Annotated in this window: 12 protein-coding genes; all 12 read right to left on the bottom strand. The window is 74.2% G+C overall.

What is annotated here, in order from left to right; genetic code table 11:
* Positions 1 to 226: 226 nt before the first annotated feature.
* The gene (locus ABZ348_RS02890; protein ID WP_358928638.1) at positions 227 to 967 is read right to left on the bottom strand and encodes a 4'-phosphopantetheinyl transferase superfamily protein; all 741 of its coding nucleotides are present in this window, start codon (positions 965 to 967) and stop codon (positions 227 to 229) included.
* A gap of 55 nt (positions 968 to 1,022) precedes the next feature.
* Positions 1,023 to 2,525 carry an MFS transporter gene (locus ABZ348_RS02885; RefSeq protein WP_358928636.1) on the bottom strand — a complete coding sequence of 501 codons (1,503 nt, stop codon included), beginning with the start codon at positions 2,523 to 2,525 and terminating at the stop codon, positions 1,023 to 1,025.
* Positions 2,522 to 2,773, bottom strand: a complete 252-nt coding sequence (locus ABZ348_RS02880; RefSeq protein WP_358928634.1) for a hypothetical protein — start codon at positions 2,771 to 2,773, stop codon at positions 2,522 to 2,524. Before ABZ348_RS02880 ends, ABZ348_RS02885 begins: the two co-directional genes overlap by 4 nt.
* Positions 2,774 to 3,003: 230 nt before the next feature.
* A complete protein-coding gene (locus tag ABZ348_RS02875) occupies positions 3,004 to 4,341 on the bottom strand; it encodes a glutamate synthase-related protein (RefSeq protein ID WP_358928632.1) in 1,338 nt (445 codons plus the stop codon).
* A complete protein-coding gene (locus ABZ348_RS02870; protein ID WP_358928630.1) occupies positions 4,338 to 5,336 on the bottom strand; it encodes an asparagine synthetase A in 999 nt (332 codons plus the stop codon). Before ABZ348_RS02870 ends, ABZ348_RS02875 begins: the two co-directional genes overlap by 4 nt.
* Positions 5,337 to 5,369: 33 nt before the next feature.
* Positions 5,370 to 6,755, bottom strand: a complete 1,386-nt coding sequence (locus ABZ348_RS02865; RefSeq protein ID WP_358928628.1) for a methylaspartate mutase — start codon at positions 6,753 to 6,755, stop codon at positions 5,370 to 5,372.
* Positions 6,752 to 7,186, bottom strand: a complete 435-nt coding sequence (locus tag ABZ348_RS02860; RefSeq protein WP_358928801.1) for a cobalamin-dependent protein — start codon at positions 7,184 to 7,186, stop codon at positions 6,752 to 6,754. Before ABZ348_RS02860 ends, ABZ348_RS02865 begins: the two co-directional genes overlap by 4 nt.
* 262 nt (positions 7,187 to 7,448) lie before the next feature.
* A complete protein-coding gene (locus tag ABZ348_RS02855) occupies positions 7,449 to 7,664 on the bottom strand; it encodes an MbtH family protein (RefSeq protein ID WP_358928626.1) in 216 nt (71 codons plus the stop codon).
* Positions 7,661 to 13,321, bottom strand: coding sequence for an amino acid adenylation domain-containing protein (locus ABZ348_RS02850; protein ID WP_358928624.1), 5,661 nt, complete (start codon positions 13,319 to 13,321; stop codon positions 7,661 to 7,663). The genes ABZ348_RS02855 and ABZ348_RS02850 overlap by 4 nt, the downstream gene beginning before the upstream one ends.
* A gap of 272 nt (positions 13,322 to 13,593) precedes the next feature.
* Positions 13,594 to 18,876, bottom strand: coding sequence for a condensation domain-containing protein (locus ABZ348_RS02845; RefSeq protein ID WP_358928622.1), 5,283 nt, complete (start codon positions 18,874 to 18,876; stop codon positions 13,594 to 13,596).
* Between the two features lie 10 nt (positions 18,877 to 18,886).
* The gene (locus ABZ348_RS02840; RefSeq protein WP_358928620.1) at positions 18,887 to 20,707 is read right to left on the bottom strand and encodes an amino acid adenylation domain-containing protein; all 1,821 of its coding nucleotides are present in this window, start codon (positions 20,705 to 20,707) and stop codon (positions 18,887 to 18,889) included.
* 5 nt (positions 20,708 to 20,712) lie between these two features.
* The gene (locus ABZ348_RS02835; RefSeq protein ID WP_358928619.1) at positions 20,713 to 21,747 is read right to left on the bottom strand and encodes a TauD/TfdA family dioxygenase; all 1,035 of its coding nucleotides are present in this window, start codon (positions 21,745 to 21,747) and stop codon (positions 20,713 to 20,715) included.
* Between the last annotated feature and the right edge of the window lie 113 nt (positions 21,748 to 21,860).

The raw sequence follows: 21,860 nt of genomic DNA, 5'->3' as shown, positions 1-21,860 counted from the left end.
GGACACACCGGCCGTTCGCGTATGCGGTGGTACGGCGATGAGCCGTTGCCCGGCGGTGCGTGCGCTCGTATCCGCGGTACGACCTACGCCGTACCGCGGGTTCGTGGTACGGCGTCCGCCGCACCGTGGTGTACGAGGGGCGAGTGGTACCCGCTCGGGGCGTACGCCGCCCGGGGCATCGGTCGCGGTACGGACCGAAGTCCCGGACGCCGCCCCGCCCGACCCGTCAGCGGTCGTCGGGTGGATCGGCCAGGGCCAGGGCAGCGTGGTGGCCCTCGGGCGCGAGGACGTCGCCGAGGGTCCAGCCCGGCGGCGAGACGGGCACCGGACCTGCGCTCACGTAGTCCATGGACGGATCGGCGGCCAGTCCCACGCCCGTTCCCTTGAGATAGGCCTCCTTGCGGGTCCACACCCGGGTGAACGCCAGGGGGCGTTCGTCCGCGGGCAGGGCGGCGAGTTCGGCGGCCTCCCGGGGGTGCAGCACATCGGCCGATTCGGCGACCGCCGCGGCGTCGGGCACGGGCTCGACGTCCACACCGACGGGCGTCACCGCGAAGGCGAGCAGGCTCAGCCCGTCGCAGTGCGACAGGGAGAAGTGCAGGGCCCCGCCGGGCACGACCGGCCTGCCGTGCGGTTCGTCGCAGTGCGCGCACGGAGCGCGCTCCACGACCACGTCACGGGCCGGCATTCCCAGATACGCGCCCAGCAGCCGACGCAGGGCCACATGGGCGCACACATAACCGTCGCGGTCGGCCGCGCGCACGAACTCCGCGGCGCGGGACAGCTCCAGGGCGTCGAGGGTGCCGGGCGCCTGCCCGGCTGCGTACGCCCGGTAGTCGGTGGTGTCCACGAGCCACAACCCCGGCTCCGCCGGGGCCGGGGTCGGGGCCGGGGCTGCCGGGGTACCCGGTCCGGAGCCGGAGAGCCGGCGGGGGACCAGCAGTTGTCCGATGGCCGGCGCTGCCATGGGGTGCCTCCAGTTCGCATGGGGATTCGCCCGCGCCGCGGGGCGCGGGCGCGGATCAGGTGGGGAGGGGGAGGGGTTCGCCGGAGGGGTGCGGTGCTCCTCCGGGCGGCGGCTCGCGGCCGGCGTCCGCCGGATACCCGGCCGGGGCCGGGGCAGTGGGAGCCGGGCGGCCGGATCCGGCCTCCGCAGGAACGACGTCGCGGCCATCGTGGTCGGAGCCCGGTACGGGTGGTACGAGTGGTACGGCGAGCGCCTCCGAGGAGTCCTTTACCGAAGGCAACGGTCCCGGAGACCCGGTGCCGTCCCCGCCCGCCGGGGGTCCGCCGGGGTCCCCGGCCGGCGGGCGTGCCCGCAGCGCGAGAACCGCCGCGACCGGTGAGACGGCCGCGACCGCCCCGCACAGCAGCCAGGTCTGCTCCACCCCGAGCACCAGCGACAATGAGCTGAACAGGGCGATCGACAGCGGCGCGGCACCGATTCCGGCGAGGGCGAGGGTCGACATCGCCGCCCCCATCCGGCCCTCCGGCGTTGACTGCTGATACAGCGTCACAATGGCCGGGCCGTTGAGACCCGACAGCAGGCCGACACCCCCGGCCACCGCAGTCAGCGACCCCGGCGAGCCCATCAGCGCCATCAGCGTGATGCCGGCCGCGAGGCCCGCACCGGTCACCACCAGCCGGAAGAACACCGGAATGCGGTGCGCGAAGGCGGCGCCCAGCGCGCTGGAGGCCAGCGCGCCGAGGCTGAACGCCGCGAGCACCATGGCCACCGCCCCGACGCCCCACCCCCGTTCATGGACGAGCAGCGGCAGGGCCACCTCGACCGGCCAGCTGAACGCCATGTCCAGGCAGAGGGATGCGACGAACATCCAGCGCAGCCGGGGGTACTGGGCCAACAGCTGGAAGCCGTCGCCGGAGCGCCGTAGCAGCGACCGGCCGCCCGCTTGCCGGGCGGGCCGGGTGAAGCCCCGGGTGATGAACAGCAGACAGCCCAGCCAGACCACTCCGGTCGCGGCGGCCGTCAGCATGGCCACCCACAGTTCGCCGACGGTGATCAGCCAGGCCCCGGCTGGCGCGCCGAGTACCGGGGCGACCCGGAGCACCGTCGCATACGCCGAATTGGCGCGGGCCAGCTGATCGCCGCGGGCGAACCGGGGCAGCAGCGTCCCGGATGCCGGTCCCGCCATCCCCAGCAGGACGCCTTCCAGCAGGGCGATCCCCACCAGCGGCCACAACTGCTGGGTGGTGGCGGTGACCACCGCGCCGAACGCGAGCAGCGCCGCCCGCGCGGAGGTCGTCCGCAGCAGCACGAACCGGGGCCCCAGCACATCGGCCAGCGCCCCGCCGAAGATGAGCATCAGGGCCCGCGGCACGGTCGCGGCCAGCATCAGCAGGGTGACCGCCCCGGCGCCGCCGAGCTGTACGGCCGTCCAGTTCATCGCGATCAGTAGGGCGAAGCTGCCGAGCTGCACCGCGGCCTGGCCGCCGACGAGCGCGCCGACCCGGCCCCAGGGCACTGCGGCGGACTCCGCGGGCGGGTCCGTCTCGGTCACGGTCATGGGGCGGTCCTCCGGTTCGTGGGTGATGGGGGAAAGGCGGCGGTGACGGCCCGGACGGCGGCCCGCTCGGCGGCCCCGGCGGGCGCGCCGAGCACCCGCAGCTCCAGAAGGCCGCCGACATGGGCCCGTCCGGTACGGGCGAGCCGCCGCGCGGCGGCCCGTCCGGCGGCCCGGGCCGTGGCGGCCGGGGTCTTCGGCACCACGGTCAGCACGGGCAGCGAAGTATCGGGCAGGAACCGGGCCCGCACGGTCCGGAGCTGCCCGGCCGATCGGGGCCGCGTCCCGCGGCTGCCGGAAGCCGAACCGTCCCTCCGCGCGGGCCCGCGGGTACGGCCGGGCGGAGGCCGCCGTACCGTGATGTTCCCCGCGGATCCTGGCCCGGCCGGTCCGCCGCCCCGGGCGGAGCCGTCCACGGGCGACGGAGTCCGCGACGGTTCCGTGCCCCCGGACCCGGCGTCCGGATCGTGCCCCGACGGGATCACGGCCGCCCACCGCCCGCCGCCCCGGCTGGCACGGGCCGGCCCGCCGCCGGCGGCGGCCACAGGTCCGCCCGGGTCAGGTCCCCGGGCCTGTACTGGCCCAGGGCGTGGAGGAGCAGCCTCAACTCCAGGGCGAGGGCCTCCACCAGCCGTTCCAGGCCGTGCTCCCGGTCCTCGTCCACGGCCAGCAGCGCAGCCCGGCCCAGACCGACGGCCGTGGCGCCGAGCGCCAGGGCTCGGACCGCCCGGCCGCCCTCCCACATCCGGCCGGAGGCCAGCAGGCTCGCGCCCTCGGGCCGGTCGACCAGGCCGAGGCAGTCGGCCAGCGGCAGCCCCACACCGTCCAGGAAGACCCGGGGCGCCCAGCCCGTACCGCCCTCGGCGCCGTCCACGGTCACCGCGTCCGCCCCGGCGGCCCAGGCCGTCGCCGCCGCTGTGCCGAGGTCCCGGCCCGGGTGGAACTTCACCCACACCCCGGCGAGCGGGAAGTTGTTCCGCATAAAGCGGATCTGCTGGCGGAGGATCTCCTCGGTGAACGTTCCCGGGGTGGCACAGCGCAGCCGGGAACCGTCCGGGCCCAGCTCCGCACCGAGGGTGAACAGCCCCGCAGCGGTGAGCCGTTCGGCTTCCGCGGCACCGGCCACCGTCATTCCGCCGAGACCGGGTTTGGCGCCCTGACCGGTCTTCAGCTCGAAGCCGAGCCGGCCCGAGTCCCTCAGCTCCCGTACCGCCGGATCGCTGTAGAGGAGGTTCCACACCTCCGAGTCGGCGTCCTCGGTGGACTGCTGCACCACCACGCCGCCGGGGCCGTCGCCCACCGCCTCCGCATAGGCTTCGATCCGGGCGAGAAGCACCGAGCGGTAGCCGTGGACGGGTACGGTGTTCTCCCCGACGACCATGGGGATCCCGAGCCGCCCCGCCTGGCGGGCCGCCGCCACCGCGAGATCACCGCTGCCGGCCCGGGTCGACCCGAACGCCGAGAGGTACACCGGTAGCGCGGCGTCGAAACCGCCGATCCCGGAGTGCAGTTCGACGTCGTCGTGGCCGGGCTCCCGACCCAGTGCGATGAGCTTCTCCAGCCGCCGCGGCATGAACACCGGCGGCGCGGGACGCAGGGCGTCCAGCGCATCCGGCGGCCCGCCGCCCCAGGGCGCGACCGCCGGCCGGATCCCGTCGGATCCCTGGGCCGGAGCATCCGGTCCGCCCGCGGCCCCCGCGCCGAACAGGCCCGTCCCGTACTCCCCGGACGGCGGGAAGACCTCCGCGGCGCCGTGCCGGGCCCGGGCCCGTACCGCCTCCTCGGGAAAGCCGGCCGCCGTCACCGTGCCCGTACTCACGGCGTGATCACCCCCGGCAGCTTCGGATAGGCGCTGACCTGCCACAGGGCGTCCAGCCCGGTCAGGAAGCGGACCAGGCGCTGGAGTCCCATGCCGAAGCCCGCGCTGGGGGAGAGGCCGCGGCGCGCCACGTCCAGGTACCAGGCGTACTTCGCCGGGTTCTCGCCGCTCTCCCGCATCCGGGTGACGATCGTCGCGTAGTCGGCCTCGCGCTCGCTGCCGCTGACCAGTTCGCCGTAGCCGCCGTGCGCGATGAGGTCGAAGTTCCGCAGCACACCGGGGCGTTCGGGGTCCTCCCGGTCGTAGAAGCCGCGGGAGCCCTTCGGATAGTCGTCGATGAAGAACGGGTGCCCGGCGTCCAGCGACAGGATCCGCTCTGCCTCCCAGTCGATCTCCGCGTCCGGGCTCTGCGCATGACCGAGGGCCGCCAGTCGGGACACCGCCTCCTCGTGGGTGCAGCGGTCGAACTTCCCGGCCCGCAGCTCGGCGAAGTCGGCCTCGTCGCGGCCGAGTTCCCGCAGCACGTCGGGCACGGCGGTCCAGACGTGCTCCACCACCCGGGTCAGCAGCCCGGCGGCGACCGACTGCGCGTCCTCGCGGCTCGCGCCCGCGATCTCCACGTCGATCTGGTGGAACTCCACCAGATGGCGGCCCGTTCGGGCGGTCTCCGGCGGCTCCACCCGGATGTTCGGGGCGATGTAGAAGAGCCGCGGGAAGCCCTGTAGCGATGCCTGCTTGTAGAGGATTGCGCTGGTCATCAGCTTGTACTTCTGCCCGTAGTAGTCGACGTCGAGGGCCTTGGCGCCCCGGCCGCCGGGGTCGGTGACCGGGCCGATCAGCGGGGGCAGCAGTTCGGTGAAGCCCTCGCCGCGCAGGAACTCCCGCGCCGCGTACAGCGCCTCCTGCTGGACGAGCATCGCGGACCGCAGCCGCGGCGACGCCAAATGGTCACCGAGCGGCGGAAGGACGGGGGCGGCTGCGCGGGCGGATTTCATGACGGTCGACTCCAGACGATCGGGTGACGGGGTTCAGGAAGACGAGGGGGCGGCGGAGAGGATCCGGCCGCCCGGTGCCGGGGTGTCATAACGGGTCGCGACGCCGTACAGCGCGGCCAGCAGCCCATCGGAGGTCAGCGGGGTACGGGCACCGTCCGGCACCGTGCCGGGCGGTACCGGCATGCCGCCGGTCTCTGCCCACCGCAGTCGCCCGGCGGAGTCCACAAAGCTGCGGCTGCGGCCCGCGTTGTCGGGGTGCAGGCAGTACGGGACGTCCAGCACGCCCCGGGCGAAGGCGGTCCGCAGCGCCCGCCCGAGGTCGTCGCCGAGGTCGAGGACGGCCTCCACGAAGGCCCGTGCCTCGCGGTAGACGGCGCTGTCGCCCCCCTCGTCCACGGCGGGGTCCGGGACGGCCGGGGCACGGGGCCGGGAGCGCGCGGCGAGGTCCGCGGTCGCTGCGGCGATCTCCAGCGCCCGCAGGTTCTCCCGTACCGTCGGAATCCGGTGCGCCTCCGCGGCCGTCTTCACGATCAGCCGCTGGGCGCCGGCCCGTACCGCGAGCCGTGCGGAGGCCTCCAGCAGCAGGGTCGCGCCGCGTTCGGTCCGCGGATACACCCCCATATAGGTGTAGAGGACCACATGCCGGTCGGTGTCCGGCGGCAGGAACTCCGCGGCCAGCCGGTGCAGCGCCCGGACGGCGTCGGCGTCCTGGCCGGGGTCGGTCTGCTGGGCGAAACTGAGGGAGACACTGCGGATGCCGTGACGGGTGAAGAAGAGGGCCTCCAGCAGACTGAGCGCCACCAGCAGCCCGGGCGGGCAGAGTTGGCCGAGCATGCAGCCGCCGAAGCTCTCCAGGTGCGGCAGGTCCGGGGCGGGCACCAGCTCCGTGAGGAGTTCACAGGCCCGCGCCCAGTTCTCCACCGAATCGGCGAGCGGGGTGCGCCCGTAGGGCAGGCAGTACGAGACGGGGCCGCCCTCGGTCGCGTGCAGACCGGCCGCGGCGAGCGCCCGGACGATGGCCCCGGGCCGGGACGAACCGTGCCGCACCTGCACCGGGAACGCCGGGCCCGCGATGCCGTCGAGCACGGCCCGGGTCCGCTCGGCGGAGTGGACGGTGATCGGATATCCGTTGAGCCGGGCGCCCTCGGTGACGGCGGCCCGGGCCCCGGCGTGATCGCCGACCCGGGTGTAGCTGTCGATGGTGAGCGTGCCGACGGTGACCGCCGCGGCGGACCGGGTGGCGGCCAGGCCCGTGCGCATCCGGGAGGGGTCGGAAAATCCCATCCGCGGCTGGACCACGAGCCGGCCGGCCCGGGCGGCCCGGGCGACGAACCCGCCGAACGACTCCGCGGCCCCGGGGTCCCGGCCGCCGTTCCTGCGGTCCTGCGGGGCGGTGAGGACCGTGCTGCCGGGTCTCATGCCACGGCCCGGGGAACCACGGGCAGGGGCAGCCGGGCGGCGGAGGCGAGGTCCGCCGCGAACGCCCGTAGCGCTTCCACGTCTCCGTCGTCGAAGACCGCGTCGCAGCCCGCCTCCAGGAGCAGCGCCCGCTGGGCCGGATCGGTCCGGCCCGCGACACCGAGCTTGCCCCCCACGACGACCGGCACGCCCAGCCCTGCGGAGCGCAGGGACCGGACGGCGGAGAGCGCATCACGGTAGCCGTGACCGTTGACGCTGCTGATGACGACCAACTCGGGCGCCGACTCCGTGCACGCCGTCAGGAGCAGTTCGTCGGGCACACACGGCCCCAGGCACCTCACCCGGTGGCCGCGCTCCTCCAGGAAGAGCCGAAGGTAGACCAGATTCCAGGTGTGGGAATCCGATGCGGTACCGGTCAGCAGTATCGTCAAACTCCGTTGTCGCATGCCGAAAATATAGGGACGATACGGTTCGGGAAGGGGAAGTTGTAGGCGGCAGAATCGGCGCAGAAAGTGAACGCAGGAAGAGAGCACAGAAAGAGGCAGTCGAAATCGGGTCGGCGAGGTAGCGAAAGGATCGGAGGAGGGCCCGGAATATCGGGTTTCATTCCCCGGGGGCATACGGAAGGGCCGCGGTCCGGAGTGTGTCCGGACCGCGGCCGGCGGTCTTGGGGAAAGGGAGGACGGAGCCCGGTCAGGTGTACTGGGCGAGCAGGCTCTTCGGCCGGATGTCGGTCCAGTTGGCCTCCACGTACTCCAACGCCCCGTCCCTCGGGCCCGGCCCCCAGACCCCTTCCCATCCTGCGGGGATGTCCGCGAAGACCGGCCACAGGGCGTGCTGCCCCTCGTGGTTGACCACCACGTGGAAGATGCCGTCAGGGTCGTCGAAAGGGTTGGTGGAGTTTGTCATGACAGGCTCCTCAAAGTGTCCGAAAGGATAAGGCCGATTTCTTCCAGGGGTTCGGGCTCGCCCATCCTGGTGTGGATGACCCCGATGGTGTGCTGTTCGACGGTGCCGTCGACATAGGGAATCCAGGATCGTGAAAGAGTGCTCTCAGGGGCGCCCTCTCCCCGGGCCGCGAAGAACAGCATCTGTGTCTTCACCGGACGGGGCGCATAGATTTTGACGATTTCCGCATGGTCGATGGAGGCGCCGATCACCGAACGGATCTCGTCGTCGGAGAAACCACCCAGCACCGGATCGGTCTCCCGGACCAGCCCGATCAGCCCCGCCACGTCGAAGGGCGCGTCCTCGGGCTCGTCGGTCGCGTCGCCGACCAGCATCTCCCGCTTCTCCGCCGGGGTCATCCGGCGCCGTTCGGGTTCGGTCGGCGACAGATGGACGTCCATCATCGCCAGCAACTCGGTCCGTTCGCCCTGCTCCGCCAGCATCACCGCCAGCGCATGGGCCAGGGTGCCGCCGAACGACCAGCCGAGGAAGCGGTACGGGCCCTGCGGCTGGACCCGCCGGATGTGCTCCAGATACTCGCGGGCCATCTCCTCGACCGACTCCGGGCGGTGCTCCAGCTCCGACAGCGCCCTGGCCTGGATCGCGTACAGCGGCTGGTCCGGGCCTAGATGCCGGGCCAGGCCCACGTACGTCCAGCCGACACCGGTGCCGGGGTGCAGCGCGAACAGCGGACGCCGGGTGCCGCCGGGCTGGAGCGGCAGCAGGACGCCCATCGGGTCGAAGCCCGACGGTTCGTCCGCGAGCAACCCCGCGACCGTCGGTGTGCGGAACAGGTCCCGGACGCCCAGCTCCAGCCCGAGCGCCGTCCGGGCCCGGCTCACCAGCCGGACGCCCAGCAGCGAATGCCCGCCCAGGGCGAAGAAACTGTCGTCGATGCCGACACCCGTCACCCCGAGGATCTCCTCGAACAGCCCGCACAGCACCTCCTCGCGCGGTGTCCTCGGCGCCCGCCCCGACGGGGCGGCGGCCGGAGCGGGCGCGGGCAGCGCCCCGCGGTCCGGTTTGCCGTTCACGGTCAACGGGATGTCGTCCAGCAGCATCAGCGCCGACGGCACCATGTGCTCCGGGAGTTCGGTGGCCGCCCAGCGCAGCAGCCCCTGCTCCGTCGGGGTCCGCCCGGCGCGCGGTACCGCGTAGGCCACCAGCCGTCTGCCGCCCGGACCGTCGTCGAGGACGACCACCGCGGCCCGTCCCACATCGGGATGCCGGGCCAGGGTCTCTTCGATCTCACCGGGCTCGATGCGGAAGCCGCGGAGTTTGACCTGGCCGTCCGCCCGTCCCAGGAACCGCAGTTCACCGCCCGCCGTCCAGTGCACCAGATCGCCCGTGCGGTACATCCGTTCGCCGCCGGCGGCGAACGGATCGGCGACGAACCGCTCCGCGGTCAGCCCAGGCCGGCCCAGATAGCCCCGGGCCACCTGGGTGCCCGCGAGGTACATCTCCCCGGCGACGCCCACCGGCACCGGCCGCAGCGCCCCGTCCAGGACGTACACCCGGGTGTTGTCCAGCGCGGCGCCGAGGAACACACCCGGTAGCACCCGGCAGTCCGTGTCCAGCCGCTGGTGGTGCGAGGCGAACGTGGTCTCGGTCGGACCGTAGCTGTGCACCAGGACCGTGTCCGGGCAGTGGTCCAGCACCCGTTGGAGGGCGGCCGGGGACGCCACGTCCCCACCGGTCCACACCTCGTCCAGCAGTTTGAGGGTGTCGAGACCCTCGTCGGCCATGATGTGGAAGAGACCCATGGTGAAGTAGGCGGCGGTCACCCCGTGGGCGCGGATCGTGTGGTCCAACTCCGCCAGATCCGTACCGGAACCCGGCGAGAACACCAACTCCCCACCGTTCAGCAGCGGCACCCACAACTCGTAGGTGGAGGCGTCGAAGCCGATCGCCGAATGCACCAGCATCCGCCGGTGGTTGCGGTGGTCCCAGCAGCGGTCGGTGAACAGCTCCACCACATTGCGGTGGGTGACCCCGACGCCCTTGGGCCGGCCCGTGGACCCCGAGGTGAACATCGTGTACATCAGGGCGTCCTCGCCGACCGCCACCCGCGGATCGGTGCTCGGGCCGCCCGGCACCGGAGTGTCCGCCGACAGCACCCGCACGCCCGCCGCCACCTGTCGCGCCACCGGTCCGGTGGAGACGTACGCCTCCTCGGTGACGAGCACGCCCGCCCCCGTGTCCTCCATGATCATGGCGATCCGGGTGTCCGGCAGCCGAGGGTCCAGCGGTACGTACGCAGCCCCGCACTTCAGCGCCGCCAGCGCCGCCACCAGGAGCTGCGGCGTGCGGTCCAGCAGCAGCCCGACCGCGCCGTGCGGCGCCACCCCGGCACCGATCAGCCGGTGCGCCAGCGCGTTCGCCCGCCGGTTGAGCTCCGCGAACGTCATGGTCCGGTCCTCGTGACGGACCGCGACCGCGAGCGGGGTACGGCGGACCTGCTCCTCGAACCGCTTGTGCACCAGCCCCGGCAGCACCCGCGGTACCGCCGTCGCGTTGTAGCCCACGAGCAGGCGCTCGGCCTCCTCCCCGGACAGCAGTGGCACATCGCCGATCCGGGTGTCCGGCGCGTCGGCCACCACCCGCAGCAGCCGGGCCACATGCGCCGCCAACTGGGCCGCGGTGTCCTCGTCGTAGAGGTCGAGCGCGTACTCAAGGGCGCCTTCCAGACCGGCCGGGGCACCGGAGGCGTCCCGGGTCTCGCGCAGCGCCAGCGTCAGGTCGAACTTGGTGAACCCGGACGCGGCGGGCAGCGCAGTGCCGGACAGCGGTGAACCCGGCAGGGGCGCCCGCTCGGCCGGATGCACCTGCACCATCACCTGCACCAGCGGGTGGTGGGCCGTGGACCGTACCGGATTGAGCTCCTCCACCACCAGGTCGAAGGGGAGCTGCTGGTGCGCGAAGGCCGCGAGGTCCGTCTCCCGGACCCGGTCCAGCAACTCGGCGAAGGACGGGTTCCCGGCCGTGTCGGTCCGCAGCACGAGCGTATTGACGAAGAAGCCGACCAACTGCTCCAGCGCTTGGTCGTCCCGGCCGGCGACCACCGTGCCCAGCGGCAGGTCCGTGTCCGCGCCGTGCCGGGTCAGCACCGCGGCCAGCGCCGCCTGGACGACCATCAGCAGGGTCGCGCCGTGCGCCAGAGCGAGCCGGCCGAGAGCGGCGTGGACATCCGCGTCCAGGGCCGGGACGGTGGCCGCCGCCCCCCGGTGCGTGGCCTCCGCGGGACGCGTCCGCGCCGGAACCGTTTCGAGTACGGGCGGCATTCCCGCCAGCCGGTCGCGCCAGTAGGCCTTCTGGGTCGCAGCCGAGGGACCCGACAGCAGCTTCCGCTCCCACAGGGTGTAGTCGGCGTACTGCACGGGCAGCGGAGGCAGGTCGGGGGCCGCCCCGCCGAGCCGGGCCGTGTACGCCGCGGACAGATCGGCCAGCAGCGGCCCCGAGGACCAGCCGTCGGCCGCGATGTGGTGCACCAGCAGCACGAGGACCTGCCCGCCGCCGTCCCCGCCGGTCTCCACGAGCCAGGCCCGGAACGGGATTTCAGCGGCCAGCTCGAAGACATGGCCGGCCGCCGCGGTGACAGCTGCCGCCTCCTCCTCCGGCCGGGCCCGCACCACCGTCAGCACCGGCCGGACCGACTGCCGCACCTCCTGGTACGGCTGCCCCTCCTCCGCCCGGTAGACGGTCCGCAGCACCTCGTGCCGCTCGGCGACGTCGGCGAGCGCGTCGGCGAGGACCGCCGGGTCCAGCGGACGGTCGAGCCGCAGCACGAAGGGCATGTTGTATGAGCGGCTCGCCCCCTCCAGCTGGCCGGTGAACCAGAGCCGGCGCTGGGCGTACGACAGCGGGAGCCGTCCGGGCCGGTCGGCCGCCGGTACGGGAGCGGGCCCCGGCCGGACCTCCCCGGAGCGGGCCGCGGCACCCCCGGCTCCGGCGGCGATCCTGGCGGCGAGCCGGGCCGGAGTGGGCGCCAGGAAGAGGTCCCGCAGCCGCAGTTCGACCCCCAGCAGGGACCGCACCCGGTTCACCAGCCGGACGCCTGCCATCGAGTGCCCGCCGACGGCGAAGAAGTTGTCGTCCGGGCCCACCGATGCCCGGCGGGTGATCTCGGCGAAGACCCGGCGGAGCACGGCGACCTTCGCCGGATCGGCCGCCGGACCCGCCACCGCGGCCTCCGCGACCGTGCCGGTCCGCGCGGGCCGGGCCGCCAGCAGGGCCCGCTCCGCCGCCGGCAGCAGCTCCGCCGGCCGCAGGGGCGCGTCCCCGCCTTCGGCGAACCTCACCAGGGCCCGTACGTACACATCGAGAAGCAACTGCGCCGTCGCCTCGTCGAAGAGGTCCTCGGCATAGGTCCACCACAGCTCCAGACCGCCCTGCTCCGGGCGGGCGACGCAGGTCACCGCGAGATCGAACTTCGCCGCGTCCAGCCCGGTCTCCTCGAACCGGCCCCGCAGTACGGATCCGATCCGTACCTCCCCGGCCGCCGGATCCGCCGCCTCCTGCACCGCCAGGGTGACCTGGAATAGCGGGTTCGCGCCCGGCGCCCGGCGCGGATTGAGCAGCTCCACCAGCCGGTCGAACGGCAGCTCCTGATGGGCGTACGCCCCCAGCGCGGCGTCCCGGGCCCGGGCCACCAGTTCCCGGGGACCCGCGGGTCCGGCGACATCGGCCCGCAGCACCAGGGAGTTCACGAAGAAGCCGACCAGCTCGTCCAGGGCTTCGTCGGAGCGCCCCGCGACCGGTGTGCCGACGGCCGCGTCCGGACCGGCGCCGCAGGCGTCGAGCGCGGTGCCGAGCGCGGCCCGCGCCACCATCAGCAGACTGGCGTCCGCCCCGGCGGCCAGCTCCGAGAGCCCGGCGTGCGCCGCGGCGTCCAGCGCGGCGGTGAGGGTACGGGCCCGGCCGCTCGACGCGGCGGGCCGCGGCCGGTCGGCGGGCAGGTCGAGCAGGGGCGGCAGCCCGGCGAGCGCCTCCCGCCAGTACGCGGCGAGCACCGAGTCGTCCGCCAGCAGCTCCCGCTGCCACAGCGTGTAGTCCGCGTACTGCACCGGCAGCGGCTCCCACCGCGGCCCGGCACCGGCGGCCCGGGCGTCGTAGGCCGTACCGAGATCCCGCAGCAACGGGCCCACCGACCAGCCGTCGATGGCGATGTGATGGGTCAGCAGCACCAGGACGGCGGACCCGTCACCCGGCAGGAACAGCGCGGCCCGCAGCGGGAGCCCGGTCTCCGGATCGAAGGTCCCCGCGGTGAACCCGGCCACCTCGGCGGCCACCTCGCCGGGCGCGCACGACCGTACGGCGAGCTCGGGGCGCGCGCCCTCCAGTACCCGCTGGTACGGCTCGCCGTGACCGTCCGCCGGATACACCGTCCGCAGCACCTCGTGCCGCTCCAGCACATCGGCGAGCGCCGCCTGAAGCGCACCGGGCTCGGGCACCGCGTCCAGCCGGACCACCAGCGGCAGGTTGTACGTCGGGAACGACCCCTCCAGCCGGTTGAGGAACCAGAGCCGGCGCTGGGCGTACGACAGCGGTACCCGCTCCGGATCCGTGACGTCCGGTTCGTCGTCGGTTCCGGCGGAGGCGGTGGGAGCGGTCGAGGGCATCGCATGGCCTCCAGAAGAAGGGGGAACGGGGGCGACGGGTCCGGGTCAAAGGGCCCGCGCAGCAAACGTACGAGCCGTCGCCCCGCGCACCGGGCAGTTGCCGGGGCAGCTACCGCGCCCCCGGCTGCCGCTACTGCCTGCCGCCTGCTCCGGGCGGGCGTTACTGCCGCCTGGGGCGCGAGCACCGAGCCCACCGGGGGAGCCCGAGCCGGAACCGCGCCCGGGCCCAATGGCTCAGGGCACCCGGGTAGTCCGTCCGCCGGCGCCGCGGCTCACCGCGCCCGGCGCACCCGCCTCCTCAGCGCCGGAACCGCCGGCGGTACCGGAGCCGCCTCCAGCAGTGCCGCCAGCGCCGTCGGCGTCGGGTGCCGGAACACATCCCGCAGCGTCAGCTCCCGGCCCAGCTCCGTGCGGACCCGGTTCAGCAGCCGCACCGCCAGCAGCGAATGCCCGCCCGAGCGGAAGAAGTTTGCGTCCTCCGTCACCTCCTTGCCGTCGAGCACCTCCCGGAACAGGGCCAGCACCAACGGCAGCCGCCCGTCGCCGGGGGACGGCTCCCCGGGGCCCGGCGGACGGTCGTCACCGGGCCGCGTCACCGTCACCACCCCCGGCACCGCGTACTCCGGCAGCCGTTCCGCCGCCCACGACTGTGCACCCGCCTCCGTAACCTCGCCCGTCAGCCGGGCCACGACCCTCCCCTCGTCGAGTACCACATCCGCGCCGTCGACCCCGGGCTGTGCCCCGAGGACGTCCCGGACGTGCCCGAGGTCGACCCGGTAGCCCGCGACGGTGCCGTAAGGCCCGGTTCCCGGCCGCCGAGGCCCGTCCGGAAGCGACCCGATCCGGACCTCCGGATCGGCGGCGAACAGGGCCAGCGCACCCGTCAGAAGGGCGCCCAGGTGCTCGGCCCCGGCCTTCGCGTACAGATCCGTGGCGTACTCCAGGACACCGTCCAGACCGCCGTGCCCGGCGCCCCCCGTCAGCGCGAACGTCAGGTCCGCCTTCGCGGTCGACGAGCCGTGGGGCAGCACCTCACCGGCCAGCGGCCCGTCCGACCCGCCGTCTCCCGACCCGCCGCCGTCCGGCTCCGGGTCCACCCGCAGCATCACCTGCGCCAGCGGGTGATGGGCCGACGAGCGGTGCGGGTTGAGGTGTTCGACGACGAGGTCGAAGGGCACGTCCTGGTGGGCGTACGCCGCCAGATCGGTCTCCCGGACCCGTCGCACCAGCTCGCTGAAGGACGGGTCGCCCGAGGCGTCGGTGCGCAGGACCAGGGTGTTGACGAAGAATCCCACGAGACCGTTGAGCGCCTGGTCGTCCCGGCCCGCGACGACCGTGCCGACCGTGAGATCGGGTCCGGCGCCGCAGCGCGCGAGCACGGCCGCGAGGGCCGCGTGGACCACCATGAAGAGGGTGCTGCCGGTGGACCGGGCGATCCGTTCGAGACCGGCCCGCACCGGTCCCGGGACGGTGAATCCGGTGAGCGCGCCCCGCCCGGAGGGCACCGGCGGCCGGTGCCGGTCGGTGGGCAGGTCCGTCAGCGGCGGCAGCCCGGCGAGGGTCCGCTCCCAGAAACCGAGCCGCTCCTGGCGCCTGCTGCCGCCGAGGAGGTCCCGCTGCCAGAGCGCGTAGTCCGCGTACTGCACGGGCAGGGGCGCCCAGCCGGGCGCCGAGCCCGCGGCCCGGGCCGCGTAGGCGGTGGCGAGATCGGCGAGCAGGCAGTCGACGGACCAGCCGTCGGCCGCGATGTGGTGCAGCAGCAGGACGAGAGTCTGCCGCCCGTCGCCGCCGGAGGGCAGGAACAGCCAGGCCCGGAACGGCAGATCGCGCGCCAGATCGAACACCTGGCCCGCCGCCTCGTCCGCGGCGGCCACCGGATCGGCGGGGAAACCGAGCTCCAGCTGCGGCCGGGCCCCCTCCAGGACGAGCTGGTACGGTTCCCCGCCCTCGGTCCGGTAGACGGTCCGCAGCACCTCGTGCCGTTCGGCGACATCGGCGAGTGCGGCGGCGAGTGCGGCCGGGTCCAGCGGCCGGTGGAGCCTCCGTACCAGCGCGATGTTGTACGTGGCGGACGGCCCGTCCAGCTGGTCGGTGAACCACAGCCGCCGCTGGGCCGGGGAGAGCGGGATCCGCTCGGGCCGTCCGGCGCGGCGCAGCGGTGGCCACTCCCCGGCGTCCGGGCCCGCGGGGAGCCGTCCGTGCAGCGCGAGGGGCGTCGGTGCGAGGAACAGATCACGGATCCCGGTCTCCACGCCGAGGACCGCCCGGATTCGGTTGACCAGCCGGCTGGCCAGCCGCGAATGCCCGCCGATACGGAAGAAGTTGTCACCGGGGCCGACCCGCGGCCGGTCGAGCACCTCCGCGAACAGACCGCTGAGCAGCTCCACCCGGGGGTGCCCTGACTCCCCGGGCCCGCCCAGCTGTCCTGCCGCCGCTGCCGCCTCCGCCACGGCGAGCCGCTCCCTGCGGGCCGCGAACCCTTCCGACTCCACAGCGGTGACCAGCCCGAGCGCGTTGAGCGGCCGGCCGGCGTCCGCGGCGAACGCGGTGAGCGCCCGGCCGTACACATCGAGCAGCAGAGCGGCCGTGGGCTCGTCGAACACCTCCCGCGCATAGCCGAGGAGCAGCCGCAGTCCGCCGTCCGGTTCCTCCTCGCAGTGGAAGCTCAGATCGAACTTCGCCGCCCCCAGGTCGACGGACCCGGCATCGGCGGTCAGCGGGCCGAGCCGCACCTGGCCGGTGCCGGCCGCCCCACCGGCGGTCCGCACGGTCAGCATCACCTGGAAGAAGGGGTGTTCGCCCAGGGCCCGTCCCGAGGCCTCGCCCATCTGCTCGACCAGCAGTTCGAAGGGCAGGTCCTGATGGTCGAAGGCGGCGAGGTCGGTCTCCCGGACCCGGTCCACCAGCTCCACGGGCGTGGGGTCGCCGGAGGTGTCGGCGCGCAGCACCAGGGAGTTGACGAAGCAGCCGACGAGATCGTGCAGGGCCTCGTCGGAGCGCCCCGCGACCGGGGTTCCAACGGCGAGGTCGGTGCCCGCACCGGCCGCCGTCAGGGCCGCGGCGAGGGCGGCCCGTACCACCATGAACAGGCTGGCGTTCCGCTCGCGGGCGAGCGCGGCCAGCCCGCCGGCCACCTCGGGGCCGAGACGGGCGCCGACGGTGCCGCCGAGGCCGGTGGGTTCGGTGGGCCGGGGCCGGTCGTACGGCAGGTCCGTCCGCTCCGGCAGTCCGTCCAGCGCCTTCCGCCAGTGGTCCAGGAGGGCGTCCGGTTCGGCGAGCAGCTCCCGCTGCCAGAGCGCGTAGTCGGCGTAGCCGAGCGGCAGGGGTTCCCAGCCGGGTGCCTGGCCCGCGAGCCGGGCCGTGTAGGCGGTGTCCAGATCGTGCAGCAGCGGGGCGAGGGACCAGCCGTCGACGGCGATGTGGTGGACCAGCAGGACCAGGGCGCTGGGACCGGGTCCGCCGGTGGTGAACAGCGCGGCCCGCAGCGGCACTCCGTCCGTCGGGTCGAGCGGTGTCCGGCCGAACCCGGCCACCCGCCGGTCGAGTTCGTCCGGGCCCGCGCACGGGACGAGGTCGAGAACGGGGGCGAAGCCCGCGACGATCCGCTGGTACGGCTCCCCGTCCAGCTGTGGATAGGCGGTGCGCAGCACCTCGTGCCGTCCGGCGAGATCGGCGAGGGCCGCACCGAGCGCGACCGCGTCGGGCGTCCCGTCGAGCCGGAGCACGACCGGCGCGTTGTACAGGGCGGACGGGCCGTCGATCCGGGCCAGCAGCCAGAGAGCCCGCTGCGACGCGGACAGCGGCAGCCGCTCCGGCCGGGCCGGCTCCGGCACCTGCCGCGGTACGGGCCGGGGTGTACCGCCCGCCCGGGTCCGGGCGGCCTCGGTGAGCCGCCGGTGCAGGGTCGCGGGGGTGGGGGCCAGGAACAGGTCCCGGATGCCCGCCTCCAGCCCCAGGACGGCCCGAATCCGGTTGACCAGCCTGCCCGCGAGGAGCGAATGCCCGCCGGTCCGGAAGAAGCTGTCGTCCGGTCCGATCCGGGGGCGGCCGAGTACCTCGGCGAAGAGCCCGCGGAGGATCTCCTCCCGGGGCGCGCCGGCATCGCGCCGCCCGGTCCGGGCGGCGCGCGGCGCGGGGGTGCGCCGGGCGGCCGCCGCCGTGTGCCGGGCCGCCAGCGCGGCCCGTTCGTCCGCGGTGGCCAGCGACAGCGGGCCGAGCGGTCGCCCGGAGTCGTGGGCCAGTGCCTCCAGGGCCCGGACGAAGAGATCCAGCAGCAGCTCCGCCGTGGCCTCGTCGAACAGGTCGACCGCATAGCCGAGGGACAGGTCGAGCCCATCGGGGGAACCATCAGGGGCCGCCCGTCGGGCGCAGAAGAAGGTCAGGTCGAACTTGGCGGCTGCCAGGTCCGCGGTGCCCGGGACACCGGTCAGCTCCGGCCCCAGCGGCACCGGCCCGGCGGACCGGGCGCCTTCCGGACCCTCGGCGCCGTCGACGGTCAGCATCACCTGGAACAGCGGGTGGTGGCCGAGGGACCGCTCGGGCGCCAGCTCCTCCACCAGCAGCTCGAAGGGCAGGTCCTGGTGTTCGTACGCGATCAGATCGGCGTCGCGGACCCGTGCGAGGAGCGCGGCCGGACTCGGCTCGCCGGATACGTCCGTCCGCAGCGCCAGGGTGTTGACGAAGAACCCGACGAGCTCGTTGAGCTCCTCCTCGGGGCGGCCCGCGACCGGGGTGCCGATCACCAGGTCGGAGCCGCAGCCGGCCGCGGTGAGCGCGGCCGCCAGGGCGGTCCGTACCGCCATCGGAGCACTCGCCCCGTGCTCCCGGGCCACGGCCAGCAGCGCGCGGTGGGTGGCGGCCGGGACGTGCGCGGTCAGCGTCGCCCCGCGCCCGGACAGCTCGGCGGGCCGCGGCCGGTCCACGGGCAGCGGCATCGCCCCGGGCGCCCCGTCGAGGGCGCGCCGCCAGTGTGCGAGCTGTTCCGCCGCCAGGCTCCCCGGATCGCCCGGCGCGCCGAGCAACTCCCGCTGCCAGAGCGCGTAGTCGGCGTACTGCACCGGCAGGGGTTCCCAGCCGGGTGCCCGGCCCGCGAGCCGGGCCGTGTAGGCGGTGTCCAGATCCCGCAGCAGCGGGCGGACGGACCAGCCGTCGGTGGCGATGTGGTGCACGAGCAGCACCAGCACCGCACCGGTCCCGGTCTCCTCGGGGACGAACAGCGCGGCCCGCAGCGGGAGTCCGGCGGTGACGTCGAGGGGTTCCCGGACGAAGGCGGCCACCCGCGCGTCGACCTCGGCCGCCGGGCAGCGGACCACCTTGGGCGCGGGCAGTTCCGAAGCGTCCCGTACCTCCCGGCGGGGTTCCGCGTCCGGCCCGGCGGGCAGGACGGTGCGCAGCACCTCGTGCCGTTCGGCCAGATCGGCGAGGGCCGCGCCGAGCACCGCCGGGTCGGGCGTCCCGTCGAGCCGGAGCACCACCGGGGCGTTGTAGGCGGCCGAGGGGCCCGCCAGCCGCCCCAGGAACCAGAGACGGCGCTGGGCGAACGACAAAGGGTTCACGGCGATGTCCTCATCCGTCCTGGGCTGCGACGAGCCCGTCGATGTGCGCGGCCAGGTCCCGCAGCCGCGGATGGGCGTAGACGGCCTTCACCGGTAGGACCAAGCCCAGCTCGGACCGGACCCGCGACACCAGTTTGATGGCCAGCAGCGAATGGCCGCCCAGTTTGAAGAAGTTGTCGTCGGGGCCGACGGAGGACGCCCGCAGAACGGTCGTCCACACATCGGCGACCAGCCGCTCCGAAGCCGAGAGACCGTCGTCCGCCGTGGCCGGAGCCGGGGCCGGGGCCCGGTGCGGCGGCGCGGGCAGCGCGGACCGGTCCAGCTTGCCGTTGACGGTGGTCGGGAAGCGGTCCACGGCGACCAGTACGGCGGGCACCATGTACGCCGGCAGCGAAGCCTCCAGCAGCCCGGTCAGGGCCGCTGCGGTCACCGGTGCCGCGGGCCGGTAGTAGCCGACGAGCCCCGGCGCGCCGTGGACGTCGTCACGGAGGACGACGACGGCCTCGGCGACGGAGCCGTGGGCGGTCATGACGGCTTCGATCTCGGGGAGTTCGATCCGGAACCCGCGCAGCTTCACCTGTCCGTCGGCGCGGCCGAGATAGCCGAGCCGGCCGTCCGGCAGCAGCCGCACCAGATCCCCGGTGCGGTACATCCGCCCGCCGAGCTCCGCGCCGGGGCCGGTGTCGGCGGTGAACCGGTCGGCGGTGAGCCCGGGGCGGCGCCGGTAGCCGCGGCCCACCCGGGGCCCGGCCAGATACAGTTCGCCGGTTCCGCCCGGGCCGACGGGCGCCAGCTTCTCGTCCAGCACCCGCATCCGCAGCCCGGGCAGTACGGCGCCGAGGTGCGGGGTCCCCCCGGCGATCGGTTCGATCCACCCGGCGGTGGCGTCCACGGTGCACTCGGTGGGGCCATACAGATTGACGGCACGGACCGTGCCCGCGGCGGTCAGTTCCGCGATCCGGGACCAGAGGGCGGGGCCGATCGCCTCACCGCCGACCAGCAGGGTCAGCGGGCGCGGCCCACCGTCGGCGGAGAGCAGTTCCAGCAGCGGTTCGGCGTGCGAGGGCGTCAGGTCGAGATCGGTCAGGGCCTGCGCGTCGGCGAACGCGGCGAGCAGCGCGGGGTCGGCGCGTGTCTCGTCGTCGACCATGACGAGAGTGTCGCCGCGGCAGACCCGGACCCACTGCTGCACGGAGGCGTCGAAGGACGGGGAGGCGTTCCAGCCCACCCGGGCGCCGTCGCCCGCCGCGATCCCGGCGTCCTCCAGCTCGGCGAGGAGCCGGGCCGCGGCGCCCCGGCCGATCTCGACGCCCTTGGGGCGGCCCGTCGAGCCCGAGGTGTAGATGACGTACGCGAGGTTGTCCGGGGCCACCGGGACCGGCTGGTAGGCGGGCGCGGCGGTGCCGCCGGCGAGCAGCTCCGCCAGGCCGAGCTGCGGCACCCCGGCCGGGAACGCGCCGTCGGTGCTGCCGTCCGGGGTGACGATGACATCGGCTCCGGAGTCCTCGACCAGATAGCGGCGCCGTCCGGCGGGCAGTTGGGGATCCACGGGAAGGTAGGCGGCGCCCGCGGTGAGGGTGCCGATCAACGCGGTGACCAGCCCCGCGCCGCGCGGCAGGCAGAGCGCGACCACGGATTCGGGGCCCACGCCGTGCGCGGCGAGCCCGGCCGCGATCCGCATGGCGCCGGCGCGCAGTTCGTCGAACGTCAGCTCGCGGTCGGTGGCGACCACGGCGGTACGGCCGCCGGGGGCGACGGCCAGCCGCTCCAGCAGATCGTGCGGCTGCGCGGCGGAGGGAGACGAGGTGCGCTCGGGCAGGACGGCGGTCATGGTGCTCACTCCCCGTGGACGGTGGTGGACGCCGGGCTGGCGGGCGAGCAGTCGGCGAGCGCGACCGGCTCGCCCATGGCGACGAGGATCTTCCGGTCGCCGGAGAAGGACTCCCGCCCGTGGGCGCAGAGGATGTTGTCCACCAGCATCAGATCGCCCTCCTGCCAGCTCTCCCGGACCGTGACCCGGTCGTACACCTCGTTGATGGCGTCGACCTCGGAGTCCGTGAGCCGGGTGCCGTCGCCGAGATAGGTGTTGAACGGCAGTCCGTCCGGGCCGTACGTCTCCTCCAGCACCTCGCGGACGTCCGGGTCGAGCGTGCGGCTGTTCCAGAACGCGAAGTGGTTGAACCAGACCCGCTCCCCGGTCACCGGGTGGGTGATGATCGCCGAGCGGCGCTGTCGGGTGACGAGGGAGTCGTCATCCGCCCACTCGTATCCGATGGTGTTCTCGTCGCAGTAGGCCTCGGCGACCGCCCTGTCCTCGGTCGCGAAGGTCGTGTACCAGGGCAGGCCGGCCAGTTCGGAGTAGTTGCGCACGAGCAGCCAGCCGGCCTTCTCGAACCGGGCGCGCAACCCCTCGGGGAGCAGTCTCAGCGCCTCCCGCATATCGCCGACGGTGGTGGCGCCGTCCTCCTCGGGCGCGGTGATGCAGCCGAAGAGCAGCACTCCCGGGAAGTCGAGGGTGTAGCTGTTCTCGTTGTGCAGTCTGATCGGCTGGGCGGCCGGGAGGTCGGTGGAGGAGAACACCCCCTCACCGAAGTCGGTGCGCGGGGTCGCCTTCTCCTTGTAGCCGGCCCGCTGTTCGATCAGGGCGTCGCGTGCGGTCGCGAAAGCCGCCGCGTCATGGACCGGCAGTCCGCGCAGCAGCACCGCTCCGGAGCGGTGCAACTCCGCCTGGACGGCGGTCCGGTGCTCGGTCAGCCAGGCGGCCGCGGCCTCGATGGAGTCATGGCCGGGGGTGGTCACGACGGCGGGCCTGCCCGGCTCGCGGATCACGGTCAGGCCGCCCAGGGCGGGGGCGTCGGCGAAGGTCGTCATCGCAGGAGTCCTCTGCTTCGGGATGGAAAGGGAACTGCTTCGGGATCGGAATGCGGAGTGGGAGCGGACGGGGAGCGGAAGCCGGAAGGAGTACGGGAGTACGGGAGAACGGG

Origin of the sequence: Streptomyces sp. NPDC005963, from assembly GCF_040638655.1 — a bacterium.
Classification (GTDB): Bacteria; Actinomycetota; Actinomycetes; order Streptomycetales; family Streptomycetaceae; genus Streptomyces.
Note: the sequence above shows the minus strand (reverse complement) of the source record. Positions and strands in the feature narration are given on the sequence as shown.

Bases quoted from the DNA above. Each gene is read 5' to 3' on its own strand.
- ABZ348_RS02890 (WP_358928638.1), bottom strand. From the start codon at position 967: ATGGCAGCGCCGGCCATCGGACAACTGCTGGTCCCCCGCCGGCTCTCC.
- ABZ348_RS02885 (WP_358928636.1), bottom strand. From the start codon at position 2,525: ATGACCGTGACCGAGACGGACCCGCCCGCGGAGTCCGCCGCAGTGCCC.
- ABZ348_RS02870 (WP_358928630.1), bottom strand. From the start codon at position 5,336: ATGAAATCCGCCCGCGCAGCCGCCCCCGTCCTTCCGCCGCTCGGTGAC.
- ABZ348_RS02865 (WP_358928628.1), bottom strand. From the start codon at position 6,755: ATGAGACCCGGCAGCACGGTCCTCACCGCCCCGCAGGACCGCAGGAAC.
- ABZ348_RS02855 (WP_358928626.1), bottom strand. From the start codon at position 7,664: ATGACAAACTCCACCAACCCTTTCGACGACCCTGACGGCATCTTCCAC.
- ABZ348_RS02850 (WP_358928624.1), bottom strand. From the start codon at position 13,321: ATGCCCTCGACCGCTCCCACCGCCTCCGCCGGAACCGACGACGAACCG.
- ABZ348_RS02840 (WP_358928620.1), bottom strand. From the start codon at position 20,707: ATGACCGCCGTCCTGCCCGAGCGCACCTCGTCTCCCTCCGCCGCGCAG.
- ABZ348_RS02835 (WP_358928619.1), bottom strand. From the start codon at position 21,747: ATGACGACCTTCGCCGACGCCCCCGCCCTGGGCGGCCTGACCGTGATC.